The sequence below is a fragment of the aff. Roholtiella sp. LEGE 12411 genome (genome assembly GCF_015206995.1).
Classification (GTDB): domain Bacteria; phylum Cyanobacteriota; class Cyanobacteriia; order Cyanobacteriales; family Nostocaceae; genus Komarekiella.
In genome coordinates this window covers 1-24095 of record NZ_JADEXR010000027.1, presented here as the reverse complement: position 1 = coordinate 24095, position 24095 = coordinate 1, and the positions used below count along the sequence as shown (strand labels likewise).

Annotated in this window: 19 protein-coding genes and 1 pseudogene; 17 read left to right on the top strand and 3 right to left on the bottom strand. The window is 38.5% G+C overall.

Annotation, left to right across the window (positions count from 1 at the left end; genetic code table 11):
* The first annotated feature begins 29 nt into the window (after positions 1 to 29).
* From IQ246_RS08740 to IQ246_RS08725, 4 genes are all read left to right on the top strand, one after another.
* A complete protein-coding gene (locus IQ246_RS08740) occupies positions 30 to 1775 on the top strand; it encodes a type IV secretory system conjugative DNA transfer family protein (protein ID WP_194002058.1) in 1746 nt (581 codons plus the stop codon).
* Positions 1776 to 1786: 11 nt separating this feature from the next.
* Positions 1787 to 2131 (top strand): hypothetical protein, encoded by a 345-nt coding sequence (locus IQ246_RS08735; protein WP_194002056.1) that lies wholly within the window; start codon positions 1787 to 1789, stop codon positions 2129 to 2131.
* A complete protein-coding gene (locus tag IQ246_RS08730; RefSeq protein ID WP_194002054.1) occupies positions 2124 to 3284 on the top strand; it encodes a hypothetical protein in 1161 nt (386 codons plus the stop codon). Before IQ246_RS08735 ends, IQ246_RS08730 begins: the two co-directional genes overlap by 8 nt.
* 76 nt (positions 3285 to 3360) lie before the next feature.
* Entirely contained in the window at positions 3361 to 4089 is a 729-nt protein-coding gene (locus IQ246_RS08725) for a hypothetical protein (RefSeq protein WP_194002052.1), read from the top strand.
* A 1-nt stretch (position 4090) separates the two neighbouring features.
* Here IQ246_RS08725 and IQ246_RS08720 read toward each other — a convergent pair whose 3' ends face one another.
* Positions 4091 to 4459, bottom strand: coding sequence for a hypothetical protein (locus IQ246_RS08720; protein ID WP_194002050.1), 369 nt, complete (start codon positions 4457 to 4459; stop codon positions 4091 to 4093).
* Between the two features lie 29 nt (positions 4460 to 4488).
* On the opposite strand from IQ246_RS08720, the gene IQ246_RS08715 reads away from it, so the two are divergent.
* Positions 4489 to 5319: a TraX family protein gene (locus tag IQ246_RS08715; RefSeq protein ID WP_194002048.1), complete on the top strand. Its 831-nt coding sequence runs from the start codon at positions 4489 to 4491 to the stop codon at positions 5317 to 5319.
* A gap of 106 nt (positions 5320 to 5425) precedes the next feature.
* Here IQ246_RS08715 and mobF read toward each other — a convergent pair whose 3' ends face one another.
* Positions 5426 to 9988: a MobF family relaxase gene (gene mobF / locus IQ246_RS08710; RefSeq protein WP_194002046.1), complete on the bottom strand. Its 4563-nt coding sequence runs from the start codon at positions 9986 to 9988 to the stop codon at positions 5426 to 5428.
* A gap of 317 nt (positions 9989 to 10305) precedes the next feature.
* Here mobF and IQ246_RS08705 point away from each other — a divergent pair, with 317 nt between their 5' ends.
* The 5 genes from IQ246_RS08705 to IQ246_RS08685 are packed head-to-tail and all read left to right on the top strand — an operon-like array spanning position 10306 to position 13320.
* The gene (locus IQ246_RS08705) at positions 10306 to 11457 is read left to right on the top strand and encodes a ParM/StbA family protein (RefSeq protein WP_194002044.1); all 1152 of its coding nucleotides are present in this window, start codon (positions 10306 to 10308) and stop codon (positions 11455 to 11457) included.
* Positions 11454 to 11831: a hypothetical protein gene (locus IQ246_RS08700; RefSeq protein ID WP_194002042.1), complete on the top strand. Its 378-nt coding sequence runs from the start codon at positions 11454 to 11456 to the stop codon at positions 11829 to 11831. The genes IQ246_RS08705 and IQ246_RS08700 overlap by 4 nt, the downstream gene beginning before the upstream one ends.
* 9 nt (positions 11832 to 11840) lie before the next feature.
* On the top strand, positions 11841 to 12635 hold the full coding sequence (locus tag IQ246_RS08695; RefSeq protein WP_194002040.1) for a hypothetical protein: 795 nt from the start codon (positions 11841 to 11843) through the stop codon (positions 12633 to 12635).
* 2 nt (positions 12636 to 12637) lie between these two features.
* On the top strand, positions 12638 to 12955 hold the full coding sequence (locus IQ246_RS08690; RefSeq protein ID WP_194002038.1) for a hypothetical protein: 318 nt from the start codon (positions 12638 to 12640) through the stop codon (positions 12953 to 12955).
* Positions 12895 to 13320, top strand: a complete 426-nt coding sequence (locus IQ246_RS08685) for a hypothetical protein (protein ID WP_194002036.1) — start codon at positions 12895 to 12897, stop codon at positions 13318 to 13320. The genes IQ246_RS08690 and IQ246_RS08685 overlap by 61 nt, the downstream gene beginning before the upstream one ends.
* A gap of 26 nt (positions 13321 to 13346) precedes the next feature.
* Here IQ246_RS08685 and IQ246_RS08680 read toward each other — a convergent pair.
* A pseudogene (locus IQ246_RS08680) lies at positions 13347 to 13601 on the bottom strand (IS4 family transposase); the annotation flags it as partial.
* A 212-nt stretch (positions 13602 to 13813) separates the two neighbouring features.
* On the opposite strand from IQ246_RS08680, the gene IQ246_RS08675 reads away from it, so the two are divergent.
* The 7 genes from IQ246_RS08675 to IQ246_RS08645 all read left to right on the top strand — a co-directional run.
* Positions 13814 to 15769 carry an ATP-binding protein gene (locus IQ246_RS08675; protein WP_194002034.1) on the top strand — a complete coding sequence of 652 codons (1956 nt, stop codon included), beginning with the start codon at positions 13814 to 13816 and terminating at the stop codon, positions 15767 to 15769.
* Between the two features lie 914 nt (positions 15770 to 16683).
* The gene (locus tag IQ246_RS08670; protein WP_194002032.1) at positions 16684 to 17808 is read left to right on the top strand and encodes a cupin domain-containing protein; all 1125 of its coding nucleotides are present in this window, start codon (positions 16684 to 16686) and stop codon (positions 17806 to 17808) included.
* Between the two features lies 1 nt (position 17809).
* Complete coding sequence (locus IQ246_RS08665; RefSeq protein ID WP_194002030.1) at positions 17810 to 18877, top strand: aminotransferase class I/II-fold pyridoxal phosphate-dependent enzyme; 1068 nt, start codon at positions 17810 to 17812, stop codon at positions 18875 to 18877.
* 199 nt (positions 18878 to 19076) lie between these two features.
* Entirely contained in the window at positions 19077 to 20714 is a 1638-nt protein-coding gene (locus tag IQ246_RS08660; RefSeq protein WP_194002028.1) for a tryptophan halogenase family protein, read from the top strand.
* A gap of 131 nt (positions 20715 to 20845) precedes the next feature.
* Entirely contained in the window at positions 20846 to 22237 is a 1392-nt protein-coding gene (locus IQ246_RS08655; protein WP_194002027.1) for an NAD(P)/FAD-dependent oxidoreductase, read from the top strand.
* Between the two features lie 188 nt (positions 22238 to 22425).
* Positions 22426 to 23463, top strand: coding sequence for a methyltransferase (locus IQ246_RS08650; RefSeq protein WP_194002026.1), 1038 nt, complete (start codon positions 22426 to 22428; stop codon positions 23461 to 23463).
* A gap of 138 nt (positions 23464 to 23601) precedes the next feature.
* A partial coding sequence (locus IQ246_RS08645; RefSeq protein ID WP_194002023.1) for a hypothetical protein occupies positions 23602 to 24095 on the top strand: 494 nt, incomplete at its 3' end.

The following is a 24095-nucleotide window of genomic DNA, read 5'->3' as shown; positions in this document are numbered from 1 at the left end:
TGAATCATCAATTTTATACTTTTTAAAAAATGTCAGAAAATAAAATTGAGATTCCCGCTACCTCTGACTTACCTGGATTTGTGTACGATCCAGCATTTCTGCTGATGATCTGTACTGGACTAGCCTATTTTATCTTCCTAATTCTTAGAAACCGAAACCGTAATACTCGCAAAGGAGTCCTAGCTAAAGCAAGGTTTGCTGGGGCAACAGAACGACGGGCAGCAAGAAAATTAGCATGTGAGCTTATGGAAGCCCGTAAGCACAATGAAGTAGCTTTCTATATCGGCACACCTAGAAATGCTGAAATTATTCATGAACATGGCAAGACCACCCTAGTTCTACCTGAAGATCCAGCCACACTTTATATCCCCAATGCCCAAGAAATGATTTTTGTGGTCGGCGCTCCAGGTTCAGGAAAATCTTTCTCGGTTACTGACCCGATGATGCGTTGTACTACTGACCAAGGGCATACAATTGTTGCTTTTGACTACAAAGGTTATGAAGAATCGGCTACAGACCTTGCCCCGACTTCCAAACTAGCTGGTTATGCAAAAGAAAGAGGCTATCAAGTTTATGTGCTTGCTCCCGGTTCGCAAGAGAGCGATAGTTGTAATATTCTTGATTTTCTCACTGATTCGCGTGACGGGCAACGTGCCTATCAATTAGGTAATGTACTCCAGCAAAATCTGAAGCTTAGTGGTGAAGGCAGTAGTAGCGGCGGCTTCTTTTCTCTAGCTGGCAATCAATTAATCCAAGCTATTTTGATGCTAGCTAAGGGCAGCGATGAATACGCTGATATTGCCCTATGTCATAAAATTCTAGCTTTACCTGAATTGTCCAAGCGTATTGCCCAAGCCAAGTTGCCCCAGTATCAAAAGACCGCTTTTGATAATTTTTTGGCTAGCGCTGGATCTCCCGAAACAGCAGCCAGTATTGCCTCAACTGCATCAATTATGTTTTCGCGCTTCATGTCGCCGGAAATCCTAGGGGTTTTTGGGAATAAAACCTCAATTCCTCTAGATTTGAAGGGTCGGACTCTACTAATTTTCCGCATGGATCCGCAAAAGGAAGCCGCCATTGCTCCTTTGATGGCATCAGTCATTCATTTGATTGCTTACCGCAATATCTTTACTAAAAGAACAAATCCTATCTGTTTCTTTTTAGATGAAGTTTCCACTATCTATCTTCCTAGCCTACCCAACCTACTCAACTTAGGCCGCTCCGCAGGTGCTGTTTTCTGTTTAGCAGTGCAGTCAATTGGTTTGCTAGAGAAAACCTACGGTAAGCAAGATGTGGAAGCAATTCTGGGAGCTTGTAAAACCCAGTTTATTGCTCAACTAAACGAAAACCGCACAGCGCAATACTATTGCGAGCAGTTTGGAAGGGAAGAGGTTTTTTATCAACAAAGATCACGAAGTAGTGGTAAAGGAGGAGGAAGTACATCAAGAGCAGATCATCAACAGACTCGCCCTTTAGTAGAAATTCAAGAATTGATGCAGATGTTGCAAGGGGAAATAATATTATTAAATCCTGGCTATAAAAATAGCAAATCTGCTAGGATTCCCTACCGGACTCGGATTAAAATTCCCAAACGAGATATACAATCTGTAAAGAATGCTGGAAAAGTTTGGGCACAGATTAAGCAGCAAAAAATTAAAAACAATGCATCTGTCCCACCCACTGACGACGAGCTAGAAAAACGAGAACAATTGGCAGAGCAAATGTTGCCTCTGCCAACAGATCCACTTGAAGAACAAATAGCAGCGAAGTTTTAAAAGGACAAATAATGAACTATCCAAGCGCAACTATTAACGCAGAAGACTTCAAAAATCATCCTCCTTTACCCGAAGGTTATCAGCCCAAAGAAATCGAAATATATTATGGAGAAAATGCTCCTGATTCGGTCTATCACTGGAAAGATGGTAAGTGGATTCGTGTTAATTATGACAACATGGAATCAGAAGATGTAATCCAAATTCTAGTCGATGATCAGTGGGTATTTATTCAGGCAGGAGGTCAAGTTTTGTTAGATCGGGTAGGGGAAATTGAGTTACCCCCTATTCCAAATAAACAAGAAATGACCACTCTAATTGCTGAAAGCCTTAGCATGGAGGAGGCTTTAGATGATTGAAGATAAAAGTCAAACACAACCTATTTTACGTTCGTGGGTTGAAAATATTAAATCAACCTTTAATAGTAAGAAAGATTCTACGCTCCAGATTTATTTCGGCAGCAACAAGATTTACGATCAAGTAGGAGATAAAACTCCTCAAGTTGATCGCTTGGGAGATAGTCTTGGAAGAAAGTTCCAGCAAGCTTTGGAAAGCTCCTCTTCTTTAAAGAATGGAGTTAGAATTGTGTCTGATGGTATGAAGGTATACCATGCATTACGAGGAACCAAATTAGATACTCAGTATTCTTTAAATTCAGTAGTAAAGCCAAATTTGGAACAAGTTCAAAATACTTCAAAAGAATTCGTTTCTCAAGACCAAACAGAACAAAAACCTGTTACATCTTTGGATTATACGCCTTCTATATCGGAGCAAAGCTCACAAGTGTTGGACAACACTGCCAAGACTGAAGAAACTTTAAATCCAGTAGCAAAGTCGAATTTGGATCAAGTTCAAGATACTTCAAAAGAAACTATTTCCCAAAATTCAGTAAAAAGTGAATCTACTACTCCTTGGAATGATATCAAATCTTTAATTGCTGAACACAAGCAAAACCCAGATAGGTTTGAAAATGCTATCTTCCAACTATTGGTCGATCAAACTACTAGGATTAATCAGCTAGAGCAGAAGGTTGAAGCTATGAGCCAAAAGAAACCTCTCAATTCCAAAGTAGACAGATGGCTAGGAAGATTGCAGCAAAGTAGCAAAGAGGCATTACAAGAATTAAGAGGACTAGCGCAGCAAGTTCCTCAAAATGTTGTCCAGTTTTTAGGGGATACAAAAAATAAGATCCAAGATAATTTAGAAAGGAGATTAGCGGACGTAGCAGGAAATACTCTCAATGCTGGTACTCGCTATTTAGCTGAACGTTTCGGTAGAGATAATGGTGAAGGAGTCAAAGTTTTTAAAGGTAATAGCTTAATTATTGCCGCGTCTGCTCAACATTCTGGGATCTATAGTAAAGATGGGCAGAAGTTAGTCCAGAACGGACAAATCGTTTCTCCTGTTACCTCTGACCAGCTTAATAAGATTGCTCAAGTTCCTGTGGAAGCACGATCCTTAAAACAAAGCGAAAAACAGGTTGCAACTGCAACTAAAGCATTAAGAGTTTAACCAGAATGATGCTTAGGGAATAAAATTTCGTTCCCTAAGCACTTGCCAAATAAAATCTGATCGCAGAGTTAAAATTATGTCTAATTTTGAATCTCAAGCTCATAGTATTCATGAGAGTACTAGCGCTATTGTTGATAGATTAATAAATTTAATCCTGCAAAAGCATCAACAGATGCTAGTTTTAACTGGTAAATTACTTGATTCTTTACTGAATAAGCCTACTTCTGCAAACATTGAAATCCAGATTAAAGGGCAAAAAGTTTATGATAAACAGGGCGATCTAAAGCCAACTGTTAACTTATTGACACTTGATCAAGTAAATGAACTGAAAGGAAGTTTGGACAACCCCTCAACGACTAAAGGCTCAGTTCGGATCTTGATTGACGATAAACCTATTCTGGATATTAAAGACGGTCAAGTATTGCGTGATGATTTGGGACTGATTCGAGATCAAACTCAGAGTCTTCAAGCTAGTAAGAACTTAGAAACTGAACAAGGCATAAGCTCAAAATCATCAATTATCCAAGCAGGAACTTCTTTAATTACTCAGTACGGCTATCAAGTATCAGAGAATATTTCAGCTTTTCGAGGACAGACTTATTCTTATGAAAGAAATAACGAATCATTTACCATTCATGCTTATGGTCGTGGTGCTGTATTCAAAGATGGAGATTTTACTGCTCTTGCTACAGAGCAAGACCAAAAGACTATCATGCAACTTCCAGAAAAAGTTAAAAAAGAACTGAGTCAAAATCAGCAGCAGGTAAAACAGAAATCTCTGATCTTGAAAAATCAATCTAACTAGTTTACCAACGTCGCGTTAAAAATACCCCGAACAATATTTGCCAAATAAATAGTACAAAAAAGAAAAAAAACATTTTCCAGCCCCATTTAAATAGAAATTTAATGACAGCTATTGTATAGGCTCCTATCCACCAAAGGACATTTCTGATTGTTGTCCATACACTATGTTTACCAATCTTAATATACACTTCTTCTTGACTATTTCCATAGCTCTGGGCGCGCCTTTGTCTGTGTTTCTTCTCAGCTATCTGTGCAATTTCTTGGTTAGAAAAACGGTTTCTGTTACCTGACCACTCCAGAACATAAACAGTACATCCATGCTCATCTTCTATAGGACAATAAACTACGTGCTGATTTGAAGTTTTGCTCATTTTTCACTTATTTAAAAATATTCCAGAGCGTGACATCTTTTCAAATTAAGCTTTTAGCTGCTTTGTTAATGGTCTGTGATCATATTGGGGTAGTCTTCTTTCCCAACCAATTAATGTTTAGGTATGTAGGTAGGTTTAGCTTTCCTCTTTTTGCTTGGCTACTTGGTCAGGGAGAGAAGTATACAAAAGATTTTAACTCTTATTTTCTCAAACTGACAGTTTGGGGATTTTTAAGTCAACCTATATATTATCTACTGTTTAATAATTACAGTTTAAATATTTTAGTTACGTTGCTACTGAGTTTATTGGCTATCAGGCTAGGTAAATTAATTGAACCAGGAAGTCAGCAGGAAGAAGAAAGGAGTAAGAAGGACGAATTTGATCGGGAACTCAGACCCTTGCTCCCTATCGCTCACGAGAAGTCAGAGGGAAGACCAAAGTTGTTCTTGCCTCTGACTTCTGACTTCGTTAAAGGAAAGCAAGGGGTTAAATTCTCTCCAAAGTCAGCCCAAGCTGCATTACACCCTCCCGCTTTTTTCACTAACAAGTATTTGATATGGTTTACATTTGCGCTGATAGCTCAGTCAGTAAATGCTAACTACGGAGCCTACGGAGTAATTATTGTAACTATCTTATCTGAGTTTAATTCTGCTAGTTTTAAATGGTGGTTAAAATGGTTGACAATAAATTTGCTAGTTTTAATTATTCCTGGGTTTAAACCCTACCAACTATTAGCTTTATTAGCCCCATTGGTGATCTTGTTATGGAATGGTAAACAAGGACGAAAAGTAAAACTATTTTATGCATTCTACCCTCTCCATCTCATTTTGCTTAAAGCTGTAGGCATTGCTTATTTTTGAATGAGTTGCGGGTGTTTCACCTCAGACGCACTTCGCCGCTGCGCGGCAAGTTTTGCCTCTTCCGGTGAAACGCCCGCTTTGCTTGAATTCATGAATCTGCCTACCCTCAAAGCCTCGGTACTGATGGGCGTTGTTTTTGACTCTGTACTTTAATAACTTGTTTCTGTTGAATATCCCTTAGCCTTTCTTGTATTAGAGGTAGCTGAAATACTTGATTAAAAATCCTCATTTGGGCAGTACGTGGCTCTTGTTCCCAAATGCAGTAAATTTGAGCTTGATTATTCCACTGTTTGAGTTCAATTTCTTTTTGCTGTTTATGAGCAGTAAGGGAGTCAATAAATCCTGCTGTTTGTTCTATTTTCGCCACTGTCTTTGTGTATTTTTGATCCCATTTATAAAATAATTTTTTTTCTAATTGATTGGCGGTATTTACATACTTTACTTGTTCTTGCCATAGGTTTTGTATTCGAGTATTGATCTGCTCAATCTCATTTTGAAGAAGTTGTTTGTCAGCAAATGGTGGATAAAGTGGTTGTTTTTGAAAATAATCTACTACATTTTGCTTCAGCAATAGAAATTCTTGATCACTAAGCTGATTCACTTTGTTTATCAATTCTATGTAATAAGAGATGACCGTATCTATTTGCTGAATTACCCTGGTGTTATCAGAGGGTATACTCAAGCTTTCCTTGATTATTTCAAAGGCTTGGATAATTGACTCAGATTGAATAGTTGACTGTTCAATGTGCTGGGAAAATGCTTCTACAAACTGCTTCTCTATCTGCTGTTGCTGCTTTAACAATAAAGTGTTTAGTTGACGTAATGAGGCAGAAACCGCTACATCAAACTGGTTAATGAATCTATTAGCATGAGATTGACTCTGCCTTAACTGTGTCATTAACTTATCTAATACTGATACAGTAGGGGAGCTTGCAATGGCATCTTGTTCAAGATACTCGGAAATTGCTCTTAGAAGATTGTCAGCATTTTGTTGAGTGTCTTGTAGTGAATGACTTGCTACTACGCCTATATCATTCGAGGTGATTTTTGGCTGTGGTAGCTGCTTGAGTTGTGTTACAAACTTGGATAGTTCAATCCCAAATGTTTCAACGGACTGTAACTCAACATATTCTGCAATGGCTTCTAGTGCTTGGTTTTGTACTGGTTTATTGATCAACAGTTGCTCAAGCTGGTTAAATGTAGTTTTTGCACTAGCTAACTGTTGTTGATATTGAGAGAGTTGTTCTGTTACTCGTGGCAATCCTTTAACTAAGGCAGCTTCAACTGCTGACTGGTCAATGAAGTCAGTGATGCCTGCGGCAACGTCAAGGACGATCGCCCTAACCGAGTCCTTATCTTGGTAATGGCCCAATTTTTCAGTTAGGGTTTGCAAATCTTTGACAATGTTAGTAGATTCGATCGCCCTTGTTTCTAAAAAATCAGCGATTGCGTTTAGGAGTTGTTCACTGTCTCGTTGCTCAAGATGTCCATAACTTTCTGTGCGGTCAATAGTTGCTGAATTTTGTCGGAGAGTACTTGCTGAGAGGTTCGCTGTTCTTTGACCTCGAAGCCAACCATCTGTAAAGCTTCGGTTAATTCTTTCAATGTTGGCTCCAAGTTGCTCGATTTCTTCTTGTTCAACGTATCGGCTAATTGCTGCAAGAAGTTCGAGTGACTGGCTTTGGACTCGCTCAAGTTCTCGGCTTGACTCGTTTCTAACTGCTCGATTTTTGCGCTCAGTTTCTCGTGACTTATTGTCAATTCTTCTATCTTCTCGGTTAATAGTTGTATTTCGGTTGGGTTGTTGTCGGGTGATGTCATGGGTTTTCTCCTTGGTTTGGTTTTGCTGTGGTGTTAACTTCTTTAAAACTGGCTTGGCTACAGGTACTTCTATTGATGTTTCCTTCTTTAATACTGGCTTTATAACTGGCTGTGATATTGAAGAAGGAGTTTTTAGCACTGGGGCAGGTACCACTGGCAAGGTGACTGCTGGTAAATCTTTCAATAGAATTGGAGGAGCAATTGCATTTGATGTTGTACACACAGTAGCCTGTGTTTTTCGCACTGGTTGTTCAACAACACTAGTTGCACGTTCAGCAGCTTGCTTTTCCTTTACCTGCTCCCGTAGTACTTCCAAAGCATTTTGCTTGGTTTTGGAATCTTCGACCCGCTTCAACATATCTACGGGGTCATGTGTATAAATTTTGAGTTCCTGCTTTGCGCGACTAGCCGCAACATAAAAACTCTCTTTTGTCATTGCCCAGCCGTCATCTGCTACTAATACCCGTCCAGCCGTCTTTCCCTGAGAACTATATATCGTGCTGACAATAGCATAGTCTAAGCTTTGCTCTTCTCTTAAATTTAGGGTTTCAACGCGGCCGTCTGATTCCAAATACTTGATAGTTGCGGTGTCACCATCAATTCCAGTAATGACAAAATCTTCACCATTGCTGCGCCCCAGGTCATTGTCATTCTTTCTCCACCGCAGAAGATCACCGACCGCGATCGCAATCTTTTGGGATTTGTAAACTGCTTTCTCAAATTTCGTATCAACCTCAAACTTGTTCCCCTCATCCCCTTGCAGTATAAGTGTTTTGTCTTGCTTGCCGACTACAGTATACAGTTGTCCCTTGGCAAGGCCGCGCCGTTTGTAGTCCCGCGTCGGCATCACCACTTCACCCATTTCAAAGTTGTGCAGATTCTCCATCTGCACCTTCGTCAAATCCTTCCTGATTAATTGGGTAATGATAGTGTCTTGCCCTAGACTCCCTTCTAAATGAAGTTTCGAGCGAATTGCTTGGGTCAGTGCCAACCTTTCTTTATTTGTCCCAGCCAGCACAAGAGTTTGACTTCGGGCTTCGGGGCTTACCGCCATGTACTCGTTAGCAATTATCTCTAATTTCTCCTCTGGGGACACATGTACAATACTTCCCATTGCTTGCAGGTGTCTAAAGCCAGATTGAATACGATTGTCTGCAATCAGGTCTACTGCCAGCTTCAAATCTGGGTTCTGCTGCCGTCTTGATTCTGTCAAATGGGCTGTTTTGATACCCTCCTGTTGTAGCAACTTAAATGGATTCCCCGCTCCTACAGATGAAAATTGCTTAGTATCGCCAATAAAAACTACCCTGGCTTGCTCCTGAACTGCCCTTTCTAATAATGCATGAGCGTCCGAGGCAGACAGCAAACCAGCTTCATCTATGATCCATAACTGGTTTAACTCTGGTTCTGGCGGCAATTTACTGCATAGTAGAGATGCGACATTTCTAGTCTTTATTCCCGTGTCTTGCCCCAAAACCTTTGTCGCTATTGAATTTGGTGCAAAACCCTTGACTGTATACCCCGCATCAGTTGCGATCGCCTTAAGCTGATTGACTGCAAATGTTTTTCCTGCTCCTGCAACCCCCTGCCACGCTACAAACTGATCAGATGTTGTTGCTGCCAACTGCACTGCTTGGCGTTGACCGTCATTCAAGGTTATTTGCTCTAGCCGATTTTCAATGACTTGAGGATTCGCGATCGCATTCAACTTATCCTGTCCCGACTGCATTAAATCAATGATCGCTACTTCTGTTTCTACAGCCCTCCAGGTCGTGTAATGCCCAGGCATTCCAGGCAGATCAATCAAATCTTTGTGCTGCTTAATTAACGAGTCAATCTCCGTAACGTTAGATGCTAGTCTCTCTTGCAAGATGAATTTTCCTAAATCTTCATGCTTGAAAGAAACGTTCCTTTCAGACCAATGAGCGATCGCCTGATCTAAAGCTGATTCCAAACTTTTGTTATTGGCAATCTCTTCAACTGGTTCATATTCTGGGTATGCAGGTAACTCGAATATTATTTCTAATGCTGCCGCTTGCTGTCGCCAATCAGCTTTTAATTCGGATTGGGTGACATCTTTCTTATGTTTACGCGTTGTGTTCCAAGCCCTGTCTCTCTCTGCCCTACTTGCGGATTCTCCTACTTGTGCTAATATTTTCTGCCTTCGTTTGGAAAACGCTTTTATCTCTTGTTCGCTGAAACCTTTGATATCAAACTGTCCGTGTTCCTTGGCTTCTACCTCATACCCCAGTTTTTTTACCTCTGCTGCTAAGAAACTCTGGTATGTCATCCCTAGAAAGGCCTTGTTTTTGAAAACTTGACTATTTGAAAGGCTGTACCATTTGCCATTAGCCTCTGTCATATTCATCAATAGGCAATGGGTGTGTAATTGGGGATCTAGTTCCCGGCTTTCAATGTGGTCAAACTCTGCGACTAGCAAATTACCCGTGTCGATTGGCTTTTGCTTGCCATCGCTCCTAATTCTTGCTCGTGCATAGATTGGCTCTGCTACATTAAGGCTTTGTTTTACGGCCTTGATGTGTGCCTCTATTAATCGGTAATCTCCACCAACCAACGCCATTAAGCTTATAGTCTTTGGTGCAGAAAAAGTACAGTCCAGTGCTGACCTGCGTTTATCGTTGTTTAATTTTCTCCCATTGAGAAATCTGCTGCCGTCTGGTGAAAATCCGTGTGCAATGTTGGTAAATATCTTTTCATTATTAATCGCGCCGGACAAACCTAATTTTTGGGCAGCTTCACCTGACCACCTCGCTGCTCCTTTTTGCGATGCGCCTCGAAAAAAATATTCGACTGCTGTTTTCGCTGAAACATTTTTTGCTGTCAGCACATCAGATTAAAAATTAAAATTCTTTTTCCAATATACCAGAAAAATTTCAGAAAATTTAAGCGTATTGTGCGAGGTAAAATCGCCAAATTACACTTAACCATTCATGCATCACTTGCAACTTATCTTAAAACTATTAGTGAACCATTATGGAACTTTTGTCAGTAAGATTTTCTGGCTAAATACAAAAAGTTGAATTTTCTCATTACTAGCAAACTATTTGTATAGTATTAGTTAACTAAATATGTAGTATCCTAATACCATAAGCAAACTATTTGCGTATTAAACGATAATTACTCTCTCCAAAAAATAATAGAAACATGGATGAGAATTTTTCACCTCCAATGTTGACTGTTGACCCAGGTGTGTCAGATACAAAAATAATTTGGCGAGTCACAGCATTCAAACCAGAACTATTGATCATGTCGCCAGAGGTAGTAGAAGTTTCTTCCGAGTCCGCTGATTTTTATAAGTCAAGGCGAATTACCAGTCCAGATCCAGAAAATGAATCTTGGGTTGAGTACGAAGGGGTTTTATATGCTGTGGGTTTTCTAGCGCACCATGTTTTTAATGCTCGTGTAGCTCCAAAAGAGCCAAAATCTGAATGGGCGATCGCTAAAGTTTTAGCGGCTGTTGGAGTAATGGCCATAAAGGAAGCTCTAACAGACACTTTTGATTTAGTATTAGCGATGCCCCTGCCTTTTGCTGAGTGGGAAGCTAGAAAGAGGTTTGAGCGTGATGTCACAAAAGCTCTATTAAATTTCTCCTTTTGTGATAAGCCTTTGAGAGTTAATTTGAAAGTATTCATCTGCACTCCTGAAGGTGGAGGGCATGTAATGATTAGAGGTGAGCAGCTTGGGTCTAATTTCAATCAGAAAAAGATAGTATCTTTAATGTGGGGATATAGAGATATATCAATTGTGAAGTTTGATAAAGGCGTAATGAGTGGGCATACTGAACGATTGGGATTTATGAACCTGATCGATATGGTGCAAAACCGCATATCTGGGTATAATTCCAGAGAACGAGAAAGGCTACTGCTTGAAACTATTCATTCAGTCGGTAAAGATATCAAAAGTAAGAATTTCAAGCATCTAGCTTTATCTAAAAATGCATCTCGCAAGTCTGAAGAGGCTGATTTAATAGCTGAGGCTGTTCGAGCTTGCAGATCTGAATATTGGAGACAAGTTGTCACACTTTTCGGCAGACATATTACCTCTGACTGCGACGAAAACATTATTGGTGGTGGGTGTGTTGACTATTATCGGGATGAACTTAAAACTTTCTATTCTCAGAATTTCCCGAACTCCAATATCTCTTGGGGTGCAGAGTTAGAAGAAGATGTCCGCGTTACTTTCAACATTCCTACAAAATCAAAGTCACTTTGTGCGCGGCTGACAGACGTTTATGCGTTGTCGAATTACTTGCGGAATCAAGTCTATGCTCTTTCTAGTTTTGGGGTGTCGCGATGACAGAGTACAAAACTTTTGTAATTAGATTGAAGGTTAAAAAGGGCAGCGAAGAAGAACGCCTTTTAGAATTCCTCAACAATGACCAGGCCCGTCCCTTCAGTAAACCTCAAATGATATTGCTTGCTCTTAAGGCTTTTTGGCTGACTCTTTCGCTATCTCATTACAACGAGAAAATAGAGCAATTACTTGCATCCCTGAACCAGGGTACATATCTGTGGAAGTTACAAGAGCAGTATTTACGTAAAATCGTAGGTATAGAATCGACATCTGTTGATTCTCAAGAGGACAAAACACCTTCAAAACCGCCAGTATCAACCTTGCCTCCTGAGCAACCAGCTTTTCATCCCTTTGGCGACATAGTATCTATAAAATAAGAAAATCTCATGATTTCAAGCCAAGACATTTTTGCAACTCTTTCTGCTGAAGAAATTCAAAGAACTCTTTCATCTTGCTACTTATCGGAAAAGTCTGAATATACAGATGACGAATGCCATATTTTTCATGAGTGCCGATCTTTAATTGAGCAAGGAAAATCCTCCGAAGAACTAGCCCAACATTTCAGCTATAGAAGTAATTTGTCCGTATTAGACGAATCACTTGCCGACTCCCAAGCACAAGCTAAATCTAGAAAGACTGGTAAAACAAAGAAATCTGATACGAAGTTGTTGAACATTATTGATCTGCAATCAATGGCTAGTGAGACAGCTAAAATTTCACTCCCTGAAACCCTCAAAATTATTAGTGCTTGTGGTCTTCCTACCCAAGATGAATACACTCAACAAGAGTGCGATCGCTTTATCGCAGCATGTACTCTAAAGCAGCAAGGCAAGTCTTACGAGGAAATAGCAGCAGAGTTTGGAGTTGATACAGCAGATAGTGATGAACAAGGAGATGTTTTGCTAGCAGAAGTTGAGCAAATGATGGATTTGGCGATCGCACAGCTTTCGAGCGTTCAGGCTGAACAAATTAGGCAGGTATTGCCAAAAATGAGCCTAGCTCAACTGCGAGAAATCAAGGCGAAATTTTGGCGAAGCACGGCATTAAAATTACGCGAGTATGTCGATTCTGGGCAAATGGAAGTAGAAATTAGAGCAGCTGCTGACATAGTGGTGAACGAGCGATCGCTAACTTTAACACCTGTTGGCGACCCCAAGCAAAAAATTTTACCGGGGAATTAAGTATGTCTAAAACTGACGATCTAGATGAAAACAAAATTTTGGTTGAAGAAATTAATAGTTTACTCAACCAAGCGTCTTTGATCCAAATAGAACAAATAAGAGCAATGCTGCCTCAATTAGCAATTGAGCAGTTGCAGGAAATTAAGGCATTATTCTGGCGCATGACATCTCAACGGCTACGTCAGTACGTTGAGTCTGGTGAACTGGAAGCAGAAATTAGGCTTGTTTCTAGTAACGCTTTGATTAGATCGGGAAACTTGTGGGGGCCGCTGGCTCTAGTATTGAGCAGCAGCCCCAACCTGAAGAGTTTGCCTGGCTAATTGATGAATGCATTCATCAACGTATAGCTGTTATTGTCACAGAAGATAGGCGATTATTGCAAGAGCGTGTCAAAGCGATCGCTCTTGCAAAGCGTTCTGATGAAGTTCGCCGGGAGCAATGGCAGAAATGGTTAAATTGGACTTTTGGTAACTTGCACCGTGCATCCAACAGAAACACTTTTTTTTATTTACTTTGGACTTCCTTAGTAATCTTTTACTGTGCAATTTTTTTTATGGGTATGCCAGATGCGGTTGCTTGTCGTGAACCCAATGGTATCTGCCATAATTTGAGAGTCTTTGCACTTTATGTTAAAGAACAGGTTACGGCAATTCCTCGATTTTTATTGCCTCAATCAAAAAAATGACTATATTAGTCAATACCTTTGCCAATTCACGAGGGTTCAACACCTTTAGAAACGTTATGAATACGTCCTAAAGCAGTAAGCTTGGCAAAAATCTGGTTTAATAAAATAGGCTCAGGAATTTCTGGAAGCATTTTTAAGACTTCATGGACATATCGAAAGCCACGATAATGAGCCTTAAGGTCAATAATGCCGGAGTCAGGATTAAGGATGCGGAAATCAGCGAGAAGATGATGAGATAAATTAACCATAAAGAATGCTAGATTAGCAGCATTAGTCACCGCATCGTCCGATAACTACCACCAACGCCTGTCCATCGAGAGATTCCCAACATTGTGACTCGGCCGCTCATCGCTAATGGCATTTTAGTGAAGACTTGTTTTTCAGAATTTTGTATTAGATAATCAATATTTGAGTAAAAATTATGAAAAACTAAATTCCTCTTACTTATAAATCAAAATTAGAACTTAGGCTAGCTTATTCGTAAAAACTAAATATGGACAACCCAAAATATCCTGTTATTTCTTATAGTCATATTCTTTCTGAACTCTCTGTTAATCGTAAAGATCCATGTGAAGTTATTCGGGAATTAATATCTAATTCTTATGATGCCAGGGCTAATAATATTGAAATATATCCACTTTTGCAGGAAAAAGGGTTTATATATTTTGATGATGGTATTGGTTTAGATGAAAGCCAAGAAATTAACGGAATTACTCCTTATGTTGCCTTTTTTTCTATTGGAAAATCAACAAAAGTTCAAGGAGAATATATCGGTTATAAATGTCAAGGCTCCAAACTTTGTTTTGCTTCTAAAAAAATAACTGTTATTACTAGATGCCAAGGTGAACTCTGGTGGAGATATAAATCCATAGATAATCCTAAAAATAATCTTAATGAAAAATTTAATATTTCTTCTCAATATCACGATCAACCTTGGGAAATTATAAATGAACTTTTTAAAAGACCAAAAAATCAAACCAGAAATGTAATTGACCAATTAAATAAAGATTTCTTTAAATCCAAATTTAATGCTCAAGGTACGATGATTATTGTTGAAGAATTAGAGGTTGATAATTTTTCAGCATATTATTCTTCTGACGACTATGGCTCACAAATATGGTCATATTTAAAGCATTATATACGCTTTAATACAAGACATGGTGACATGAGAATACTTAGACCTGCTAATACAGGATTTCCTGAGAGGAGGTCAATTTCTTTTACTCAAACTCTAGGATATAACGATCAATGTAACTTATTCCTATGGTCTAAAAAAAAGAGTGTATATAGTTTACAAAAAATAAAAGCAGGATATCCTTATTTAGATAAACCAGATCAAACTGAAGAAATTAAAATCAAAACTCCTTCTCAAATATCATCACTTAATAATGGTAATTTTTCAGCCCGTTATTGTTCTACCTTTTTACACGAAGAAACAACATTTTGTATAGTTTTAGCAATAGATGGGCATCGCAGAGCATTAAATAAATATGAAGAATTAAGTAGAAAAGGTCAAAAACGCTCAGGCATCAGATTAGCAGATCAAAGAGGGGTATTTATCTCATGTGAAGGTGTTAGAATTTGCCCTTATAATGAAATTTTTGAAAATAGTTCATTAAAAGAATACTGTTTACTAGATGAAGCTAAAGCTCAATCACACTATATTCTAATTATTAATGGTAGTTTTGATGTTGTTACAAATAGAAATGCTATTACGGATGCTTCCAGACAAATTTTAAAAGATTCGATATTTCTGGATAATATTAAAAAATTTTTTGATGAAGCTAAAAGACAACTTCCTGTTTTTCGTGAACTGATTGAAAGATTAAATAAAGAAAATCAAGAAGAAAAGTTGGAAGCATATACCAAAAAATTAGGAGTATTAAAAAAAGGTGTTCAAAATAGGAATAGATTTAAGGTCAAAAATATAGAACAACTAAAAGATAAATGGATTATACAACCAGAAATTGGTGAAGAACATTGGGTAGGGGCATTATATACAATGTTTTCTCATTTAGTGACTGTTGATTCACCTTATGCAAACTTATGGGTACGTCCACTAACTTTTTCTGGTGTTGGGCTTGACAGTATAGCAGTTCCTTTAGAAGAAAATAGCTTAAAAGACATAGTTCAAAGAGGCTTAGAATATAAATATAATTTTTCTCCTATTGATCAATATAACCATCCTTTTATTGTAACGAATTTTATAGTTTGTTGGGATATGTTTATCCCAGAGAATGAAGAACAAATTGAGGATGTTTATGACTATTTTGGCTATGTATCTTTAACAGATGAATTAAAAGATATTGGTTATGAAGTTGTTAATATCCAAAGTAGAACGGGTGAAATTCACAATGCAACTATTAAGGTAATTAGTTTAAGGCAATTATTAAATAAAACTTTTGATTGTGAATGGATTATGCCACCAACATCGGGAAAAAGTAGCTAACGTAACATATACCTCCATTTACCGCCTGAAATTTATGGCATAGTAGCCCCATTAAAGCGGAAGGAATGAAGATCTGCGAAGTATTTTTAATAAATTTACATATAATTAATTTTTTGTCAACTATCTTTGATGAGATAAATGCATAAAGCTCTATAAGTAGTTGTATCTTTGTTATATCGGAGAATCGAATGATATTTGCTAATTATTTTTAAAATTATTAGTGAATAGTAAGTTACTATCTAGTTAACAAACAGCGACCAAGCATTTAATATCATCTCTAATATCATCAAGGCTTCGCAGATATGATGGTGCTCAAGCAAGTAACAAGCTCCACAAGTTTTAGTACCAAAACTGTTGGCAAACCTATGTCAGGAGTGCAAATACGGGTGGAAAAAGTTGCTCTGCAACTCTTAAATCGCTTGAGTTAGAAGGATTTATTTGTTTTACCAAAGACGAAGTTTTGCTAACATCAAAAGATCTTTTGTACGGAGATTTTGTGGGACAGACTTTAATTGAAAGTCTTAAAAAGATGTATAGAGATGATTTTCAATGAGTGAATAATTAGTAGCTTTATCAGGGCGAACGCATCTAAAGTACAATAATCCTTTAACAGCAGGGGTTTGAGCGTTTCATGATTAAAGCGACTTTTTGATCAATATCCTCACGCAGCATTGGTTTCAGGTTTTACGTGCGTTTGCATATATAGCAACGGTTTCTATCCAATTTTGCAGGTTTTTACACGTGTTTCGGCTCAATACCTACTAGCGAACTGTCAACATGGAACATGAAAGTGCAAACAAGACAATGATTTTTCTAAAATTTGCATAAATATCTAAAAATCAGCTGATAAGACTATTGAATGTCACGAAGGAAAGATGAAAGCCTTGTACTTGGCTCTACTAGAATATAAGTAAATGGCTAATAGCATGGAAACAAGTAAAAGCATGACAAAAAATAATTATCCAATAGAGCAAAGGGAAAAGATAAAAATCATTCGTCGAGATGAAATACCTAGTCTCACTCATGTATTGATTGATAATATAGAGCAGAATCTTGGCATACTCAAAGATTTTAGAAAACACTCAGATTTATTAGACTTCCTGCCAAATGAAGGTAGAGTTTCTCTTGCTTGGGTGCATCTTAAACCTTTAGAAAAACTTGCATGTCATGTCCATCCAATTAAAACAATGATTATCATGTGTGATGGACATGGACGCATACAGGGAGAGATTGATGCTGAATTTTCTGACGGTGATGTTGTGATCATCCCTAACGGATCTCTACACGGTTTTGTAGGTGCTGGAAATGAGGGTTTTTGGGCGCTTTCTGTTCAATTTGAAGGTAGAGGATTATACGAAAATCCTAATGAAGCACAGGTAGAATTCGCTGATGGAAGACTACATAAAAAAGAGTACAATCCCGGTTTCACAAAACTATTGCAAAGGAACAAGCAGTTTAGTGAAGACCATAAGCAAAATCCAATGTTTGCGTTGGTTACAAGTGGACGGCTTGCAGATGAACGCCTGAGAAATAGATTTTTTGATTGTGTTCAGGTATGGTCAAATTTTTTCCAAAAAATCCTTTTTGCTAGATCTGCTTTCACAGAAGAACGGGAGTTTGCTCTTTTGTTCAACAAACATTTAGATGAAGAATACGGACATAACAACAATCTGGCAGCCGAGAGAGGAGATGCGCTAAAGGTTATATGGGATCCTATATTAGAGGCAACTTCTAACTGGTTTGCCTGGAAAATGCTAACCCTAGACAGCACAGAAAAAACTGTACTGGTACACCTTGTACTGGAAGTAGGATCGAGTGTTTTCAGTAAGGTTGCTAATCTTAACATGTCATCCTTTGAACAGACAAAATACTTTGCTGTTCATGATGAAGCAGACGATGAACATCAGGTAATGGGGCTGGAATTACTTACGAACCTTGAGCAGAGAAGCTACGACAGGCTGATACAGATTCAACAAGAAGGGTGGGACATGCTGAATGTGATGTGTGCAAGAATCGCCGAACTCGTAGAGAGTTACTAAAATGAAAATTTCTGCAAGTACAACGCTGCATCCTCTGGCGAGGCGCAGCCTGAAAAAACTCACCCTACCTGAACCAATAGCACGGTATCGAAAGGCGACAACAGAACGCATCAATACCAATCCTTATGCTAGTGAATATGGAATTTATCCATGTCCCAATCCGATTGAAGTTCAGGCAAAATATGCAAAATATTTGATAGAGGAACTCAAAATACAGCATGGAAAAGTATCTTTTTCTGCCGAGAATATCTTGTTTACTCCTGGCTCTATCGTTGCCATTGATTTGCTAACTAGAGCTTTTTGTGAACCTCTAATAGACCAGATATGCATTCAGAATCCAACGTTTCCAGCATATAGAAATTATGCACTAGGATATGATATTGAAGTTGTTGATGTTCCCTTGATTGGTGATTACTTGAATGCTCTGAATACGGATGCTATAGCTGCTGCAAAAGCAAAATTAACGTTTATTTGTAATCCTAATAATCCTGTTAGTTCCATTCTCAGTCAAGAGCAGCTGATTGATGTACTAAAACAATCCTCTGGACTGGTGATTGTTGATGAAGCATACATAGACTTTTCTGAACAAGACTCAAGTATTAAACTCATCACAGAATATCCCAATCTTGTAGTGTTGCGTACATTCTCTAAAGCTTGGGGACTTGCAGGTTTAAGAATTGGTGTTGTAATCGGAGAACCCTCAATTTTATATACTTTGAGATTGCTGCTCGATCCTTTTTCTTTTACTTTACCTGCACAAAAGGCTGTCGCTGATGTACTTGATAATCTTGATCTGGTTCAAAGCAATGTCAAGAGAATTAAGTCAGAACGTGAACGCCTATATTTAGAACTTGAGCAGATATCTATTGTCAAGCGAGTTTATCCCAGCCAAACAAATTTCATTCTGGTTGAGTTTTTTAACTCAAGCATAGTATATGAAAGTCTTGTCAAAGCAAATGCACTCGTCTCTGATACCTCTTTTCAGATCAAAAACTCTCTCAGAATTTCAATTTCTGTGCGCGAAGAGAATGAAAGAATTCTTGGCATATTAAAAAAAATCGTTTATTAAATAATTAAAATTTACATATTATCTACAAAAGTCAAGAGCGATTCCGTAAAAAGCACCACGAGACTTGTAGGTAGTAAGAGAAGTAATCAAACAAAAAAATCAAGAAATAAGTGTAGATGCAAGCAACTTTTATTGTATGTCTGCAATATTTATCGAACTTTAAAATCAACCATAAAAACCTTTTGGAGGAATTTTTACCATGTCACATAATGTACAGAATATCGTTATCGTTGGTGGTGGTACAGCAGGCTGGATGACAGCAGCGTATCTCGGCAAAGCTCTCAGTAAAAATGTTCAGATTACGCTAATTGAGTCATCTAACGTCACAACAATTGGAGTCGGCGAAGCGACATTTAGCACTATCAAAGTATTCTTCGATTTCCTTGGTTTGCAAGAGCGGGAATGGATGCAAAAATGTAATGCCACATATAAAATGGCAATCAAGTTTGTGAATTGGAATGCAGCGGGACGACATTTTTATCATCCTTTCCAGAGATATGACAGTGTAGATGGGTTTGATGTCTCCGAATGGTGGTTAAAAATGAAAAAAGACCGGGAGGCATTCGATTATTCTTGCTTTTTAATCCCAATGCTATGTGACAACAAAAAATCACCAAAATATGTGAACGGGAAAGTCTTTGATGATAAAGTCAAAGATATTTTTTCCGAAGATAATAACGGTGAAAAAAATATCCTGGCTAACTTAAAGGTTCAGTATCCATACGCCTATCACTTTGATGCTAACCTGCTTGCCAGATTCTTGAAAGATTATGCAATGCAGAGAGGTGTAAAGCAGATTGTTGATGATGTAGTAAAAGTAGATATAACAGAAAAAGGAAGCATAGATTGCATCCATACCGAAAAACATTCCACTATCAGTGGAGACTTGTTTGTAGACTGTACTGGTTTTCGTGGACTATTGATTAACAAAGCTCTGGGTGAGCCATTCATTTCTTTTTCAGAGTCGTTGCTCTGTGATAGTGCGATCGCTATGCAAATACCCACCGATATCAAGAAAGATGGCATCAACCCTTACACAACGGCAACTGCACTGAGCTCTGGCTGGGTTTGGAATATACCTCTTTACGGCAGAGTCGGCACGGGGTATGTTTACTCCAGCGCCTTTATTTCTCCAGAGGAAGCAGAGCAGGAATTTCGCCAGCACCTAGGAGCAGCTTCTGACGATCGCAAAGCCACTCACATCAAAATGAGGATTGGACGTAACCGAAATTCATGGGTGAAAAACTGCGTAGCAATTGGACTTTCTAGTGGTTTTGTTGAACCTCTAGAATCTACCGGTATCTTCTTTATTCAACATGGAATTGAGGAATTAGTCAGCCACTTCCCAGACAAATCTTTCAACGAAGATTTGATCCGCAGCTATAACAAAGCTGTTGCTAATTGCATAGATGGTGTGCGGGAATTTTTGACACTTCATTACTGTGCTAGTGATCGATGTGATACACCATTTTGGAAAGCTAGCAAGCAAGATATTGTAGTCCCAGAAGAACTGCATGAAAAGTTGAGACTATGGAAGAGTAGACTGCCAAACAACAAAAACATCAATCAGAATTATCATGGTTTCGAGTCTTACTCTTATTCTGTGATGTTGCTAGGTTTAAATTATATGCCTAACAGCAATCTACCAATTCTGGATTTAATCAATGACCAAAATGCCTTGTCTGTATTCAATGCAATTAAAGAGAGAGCCGAATACTTGAGTGTTACGTTGCCATCCCAGTATGATTACTTAACGTATGTTATCAAGTCTCAAGAGCAGTCGGAATATCTTGCTGAACAGAAATTTAACACTTACGCGCAAGCTAAAAGCGCGTAAATGAAAAATAACTTATCTTATTTTCCTTACTGAGTTTTGGCACTAGAAGAGGTAAGTTCAAATTATTAAAATTTATGGATTATCTTACCACCTCTGAGTTCCGGAAAAATTAAAAAATCAGGACTAGCAACATGAAGGATATTACCATTGTTGGTGCTGGATTAATTGGTTCTTTATTAGCAATTTATCTAGCCAAAAGGGGTTATACAGTTGAAGTTTTTGAGCGAAACTGTGACCTACGAAAGGTCACTCCAAAACGTGGCAGATCTATTAATATAACATTGTGTGATAGAGGGTTAAAAGCTCTTGATGGCGCTGGTGTCGGTCATATTGTTCGTAATATATCTGTGCCAGTATATGGCAGGTTGATTCATCAAGAAAATCAACAACTGGAATATCAGCCTTACGGCAATAATCAAGAAGCTTTATATTCAGTTTCACGTAATGAACTTAATCGGGTATTATTAGATTATGCCCAAAAGAATTTTCCAATCAATTTTCACTTTAATGAAGAATGTATAGGGCTTGATTTGTCATCAACAACAATCACCTTCAAAAATTCTGTAACGGGGAATATATTGCATCGCCAGGCTAATCGGATCATCGGAGCAGATGGTGCATATTCAGCAGTACGCCAAAGATTGCAACAAAGGTCTCGCTTCGACTACTCACAGCATTATGCAGCACACGCTAATAAGGAATTGCTGATTCCTGCATCTGCTCAAGGAGCATGGACACTCGAAAAAAACGTATTACATATTTGGCCTAGAGGTCAATATATGCTGATATCCTTTCCTAATGTTGATGGGAGTATTACCTGTACTCTGCACCTACCTTTCGAGGGTGAATCTTCCTTTGACTCCATTAAAAATAAACAAGATTTGCAACATTTGTTTGCAACTATGTTTCCTGATGCCATGCAAGAAATGCCAGAACTTGTGCAAGATTATTTTACCAATCCTGTTATTCCAATGGTGACTGTTTGCTGCTCCCATTGGACATTTCAAGATAAAATTGCATTAATTGGTGATGCTGCTCATGCTATGTGGCCTTCATACGGACAAGGTGCAAATTCAGGTTTTGAAGATTGCGCTATCTTCGACCAATGTGTAGGGAAATATAGGGGAAATTGGATAGCAACTTTTCGTGAATACGAACAGCAACGCCGACCAAATGCAGATGTGATGGGAATGTTATCCGAACAACATTTCGTTGAAATTCGGGATTTAGTAGGAAGTCATGAATTTCAACTGCGGAAGAAATTAGAAAGAAAAATTAACCGCTTATATCCTACAAGATATATCCCATTATATTCATTGATTGCCTTTACCCCCATTCCTTATGTGGAAGCTTTAGAAATCGAAAAGCAACAAAGGCAAATTGTCGATGAATTACTCAAAATTAAGGAAATTGAACCAAGAATTGACAACCCAGAGATAGAAAGCATTATTCATAAATTGATGCGTTCTAGGGATGTTGAGTTACCAAAAATATCTGCCAATTTACTTGAATTTGCCAGATAAAGCCTTTCACATCATAGCCCCAAATTTCCTTTGAGGAAATATCAGTATCTGGACAGAATTAATTACATATTATTTATTTACGAATCCTTTGCTAACAAAGGATTTCAGTCCAAATTTTTGTGTAATTAATTTTTTCCAACTACTTAGCTGAACAAAATTCAACTAACCTTAAATACGGATAAAAATAGATGTTACAAATCCAAAATCAAACAATTTCTGAACAAGAATCAACTCCTGTCGTACTACGTCAGTTAATAACTGGATATTTTGCTTCGCAATCGATTTATGTTGCAGCCAAGCTTGGCATTGCTGACTTGCTTAAAGACGGCGCGAAAAACTGTGATGAACTAGCGCAGTCTACTGGAGCACACCCCCGTTCTCTTTATCGGCTGATGCGCGTCCTCGTCAGTGTAGGAATATTCAATGAAATTGCCGACAACCAATTCACCTTAACGGCTATGGGAGAACTCCTCCGGTCAGATGCTCCAAGTTCATTACGCACAGCGGCAATATTGTTTGGTGAAGAGCCTTATCGCGCCTGTGCTGACCTTCATTACAGCGTCATGACAGGCAAAACAGCCTTTGACAATATGTATAAAATGGGACATTTTGAGTACCTTTCTCAAAACCCTGAAGCCGGCGAGACTTTCAACCAAGCTATGACTCAATTGACAACCCAAGTCCATACTGCCGTTGTCCATGCCTACGACTTCTCTGGTATCAATCGCATCGTGGATGTGGGTGGAGGGCACGGCTTACTAATTGCGTCAATTTTGAAAGCCAATCCACACATGACAGGGATCTTGTTTGAGTTGCCGTTCGCAATTGAGGGAGCACAACGCCTTCTAGAGGCAGAAGGTGTTGCAGAACGCTGCGAAGTTGTCACTGGTAATTTCTTTGAGTCAGAAGTGCCAAAAGGAGGAGATGCCTATCTTCTCAAGAGCGTAATTCACGACTGGGATGATGAACGCTCCCGTACAATCCTCAAAAATTGCCATCAGGCGATCGCTAAAAATGGCAAACTGCTACTAATCGAGCGTGTTTTACCAGATGGCAACAAACCCTCTGTTGCTAAGATTAATGATCTGGTAATGTTAGTAGTAGCAGGTGGCTGTGAGCGTACCGCACTAGAATATCAACAACTGTTCAATGCAAGTGGCTTCCAACTAACAAATATTATTCCAACTTCTTCTGGATTTAGCGTCATTGAAGGACTGCCTGTTTAAAGTTTTGGCTTTAGGAAGTTTAAAATGCCTTATAGAGATGTAATTAATAATCCATTTTTGGATTATTTTCTGCCTTTTTAAAGGTAGCAGTTGCGTCTCTACAATTCCCCATCTAAAATTGAAACGCGGTATTACACAATGAACTTTGGCCCACTTGTTGAAACCCCTGAAGCAAGAAATATCTTCCAGAAACTTTTCCTTGAACTCTATAGTATTCAAGAGCCAATCATCCAGCTAAACCATATTATGCATTGGGTTCGACGTTTTGGAGTTGAGACCCCCAACCTTGACAATTCCCCCACTCTCGTCTTAGAAGGATTTTTCTACAACACATCAACTCCTGTACCAACTGCATCAAAAATTACTGAATATCTGGAGATGGGACATCAAAAAGGTGTACATCAATTTATAATTCCCACAGTTCGTAATAATGCTGATACAAAAGTTATAGAATCTCATGGATTTCAGAAAATTCCTTGGTTTATTGAAGCAATTTATGAGATTAATAATGGAGTAGATGAAGACCTGCGATCGCAACTAGGAGGTAAACGATTACGGGAAATTCTGCGGTTAATCAGAATGGCAGAAAGAGACTATGAACTTGAGTTTTATACCATCAATCAAATTCTTGC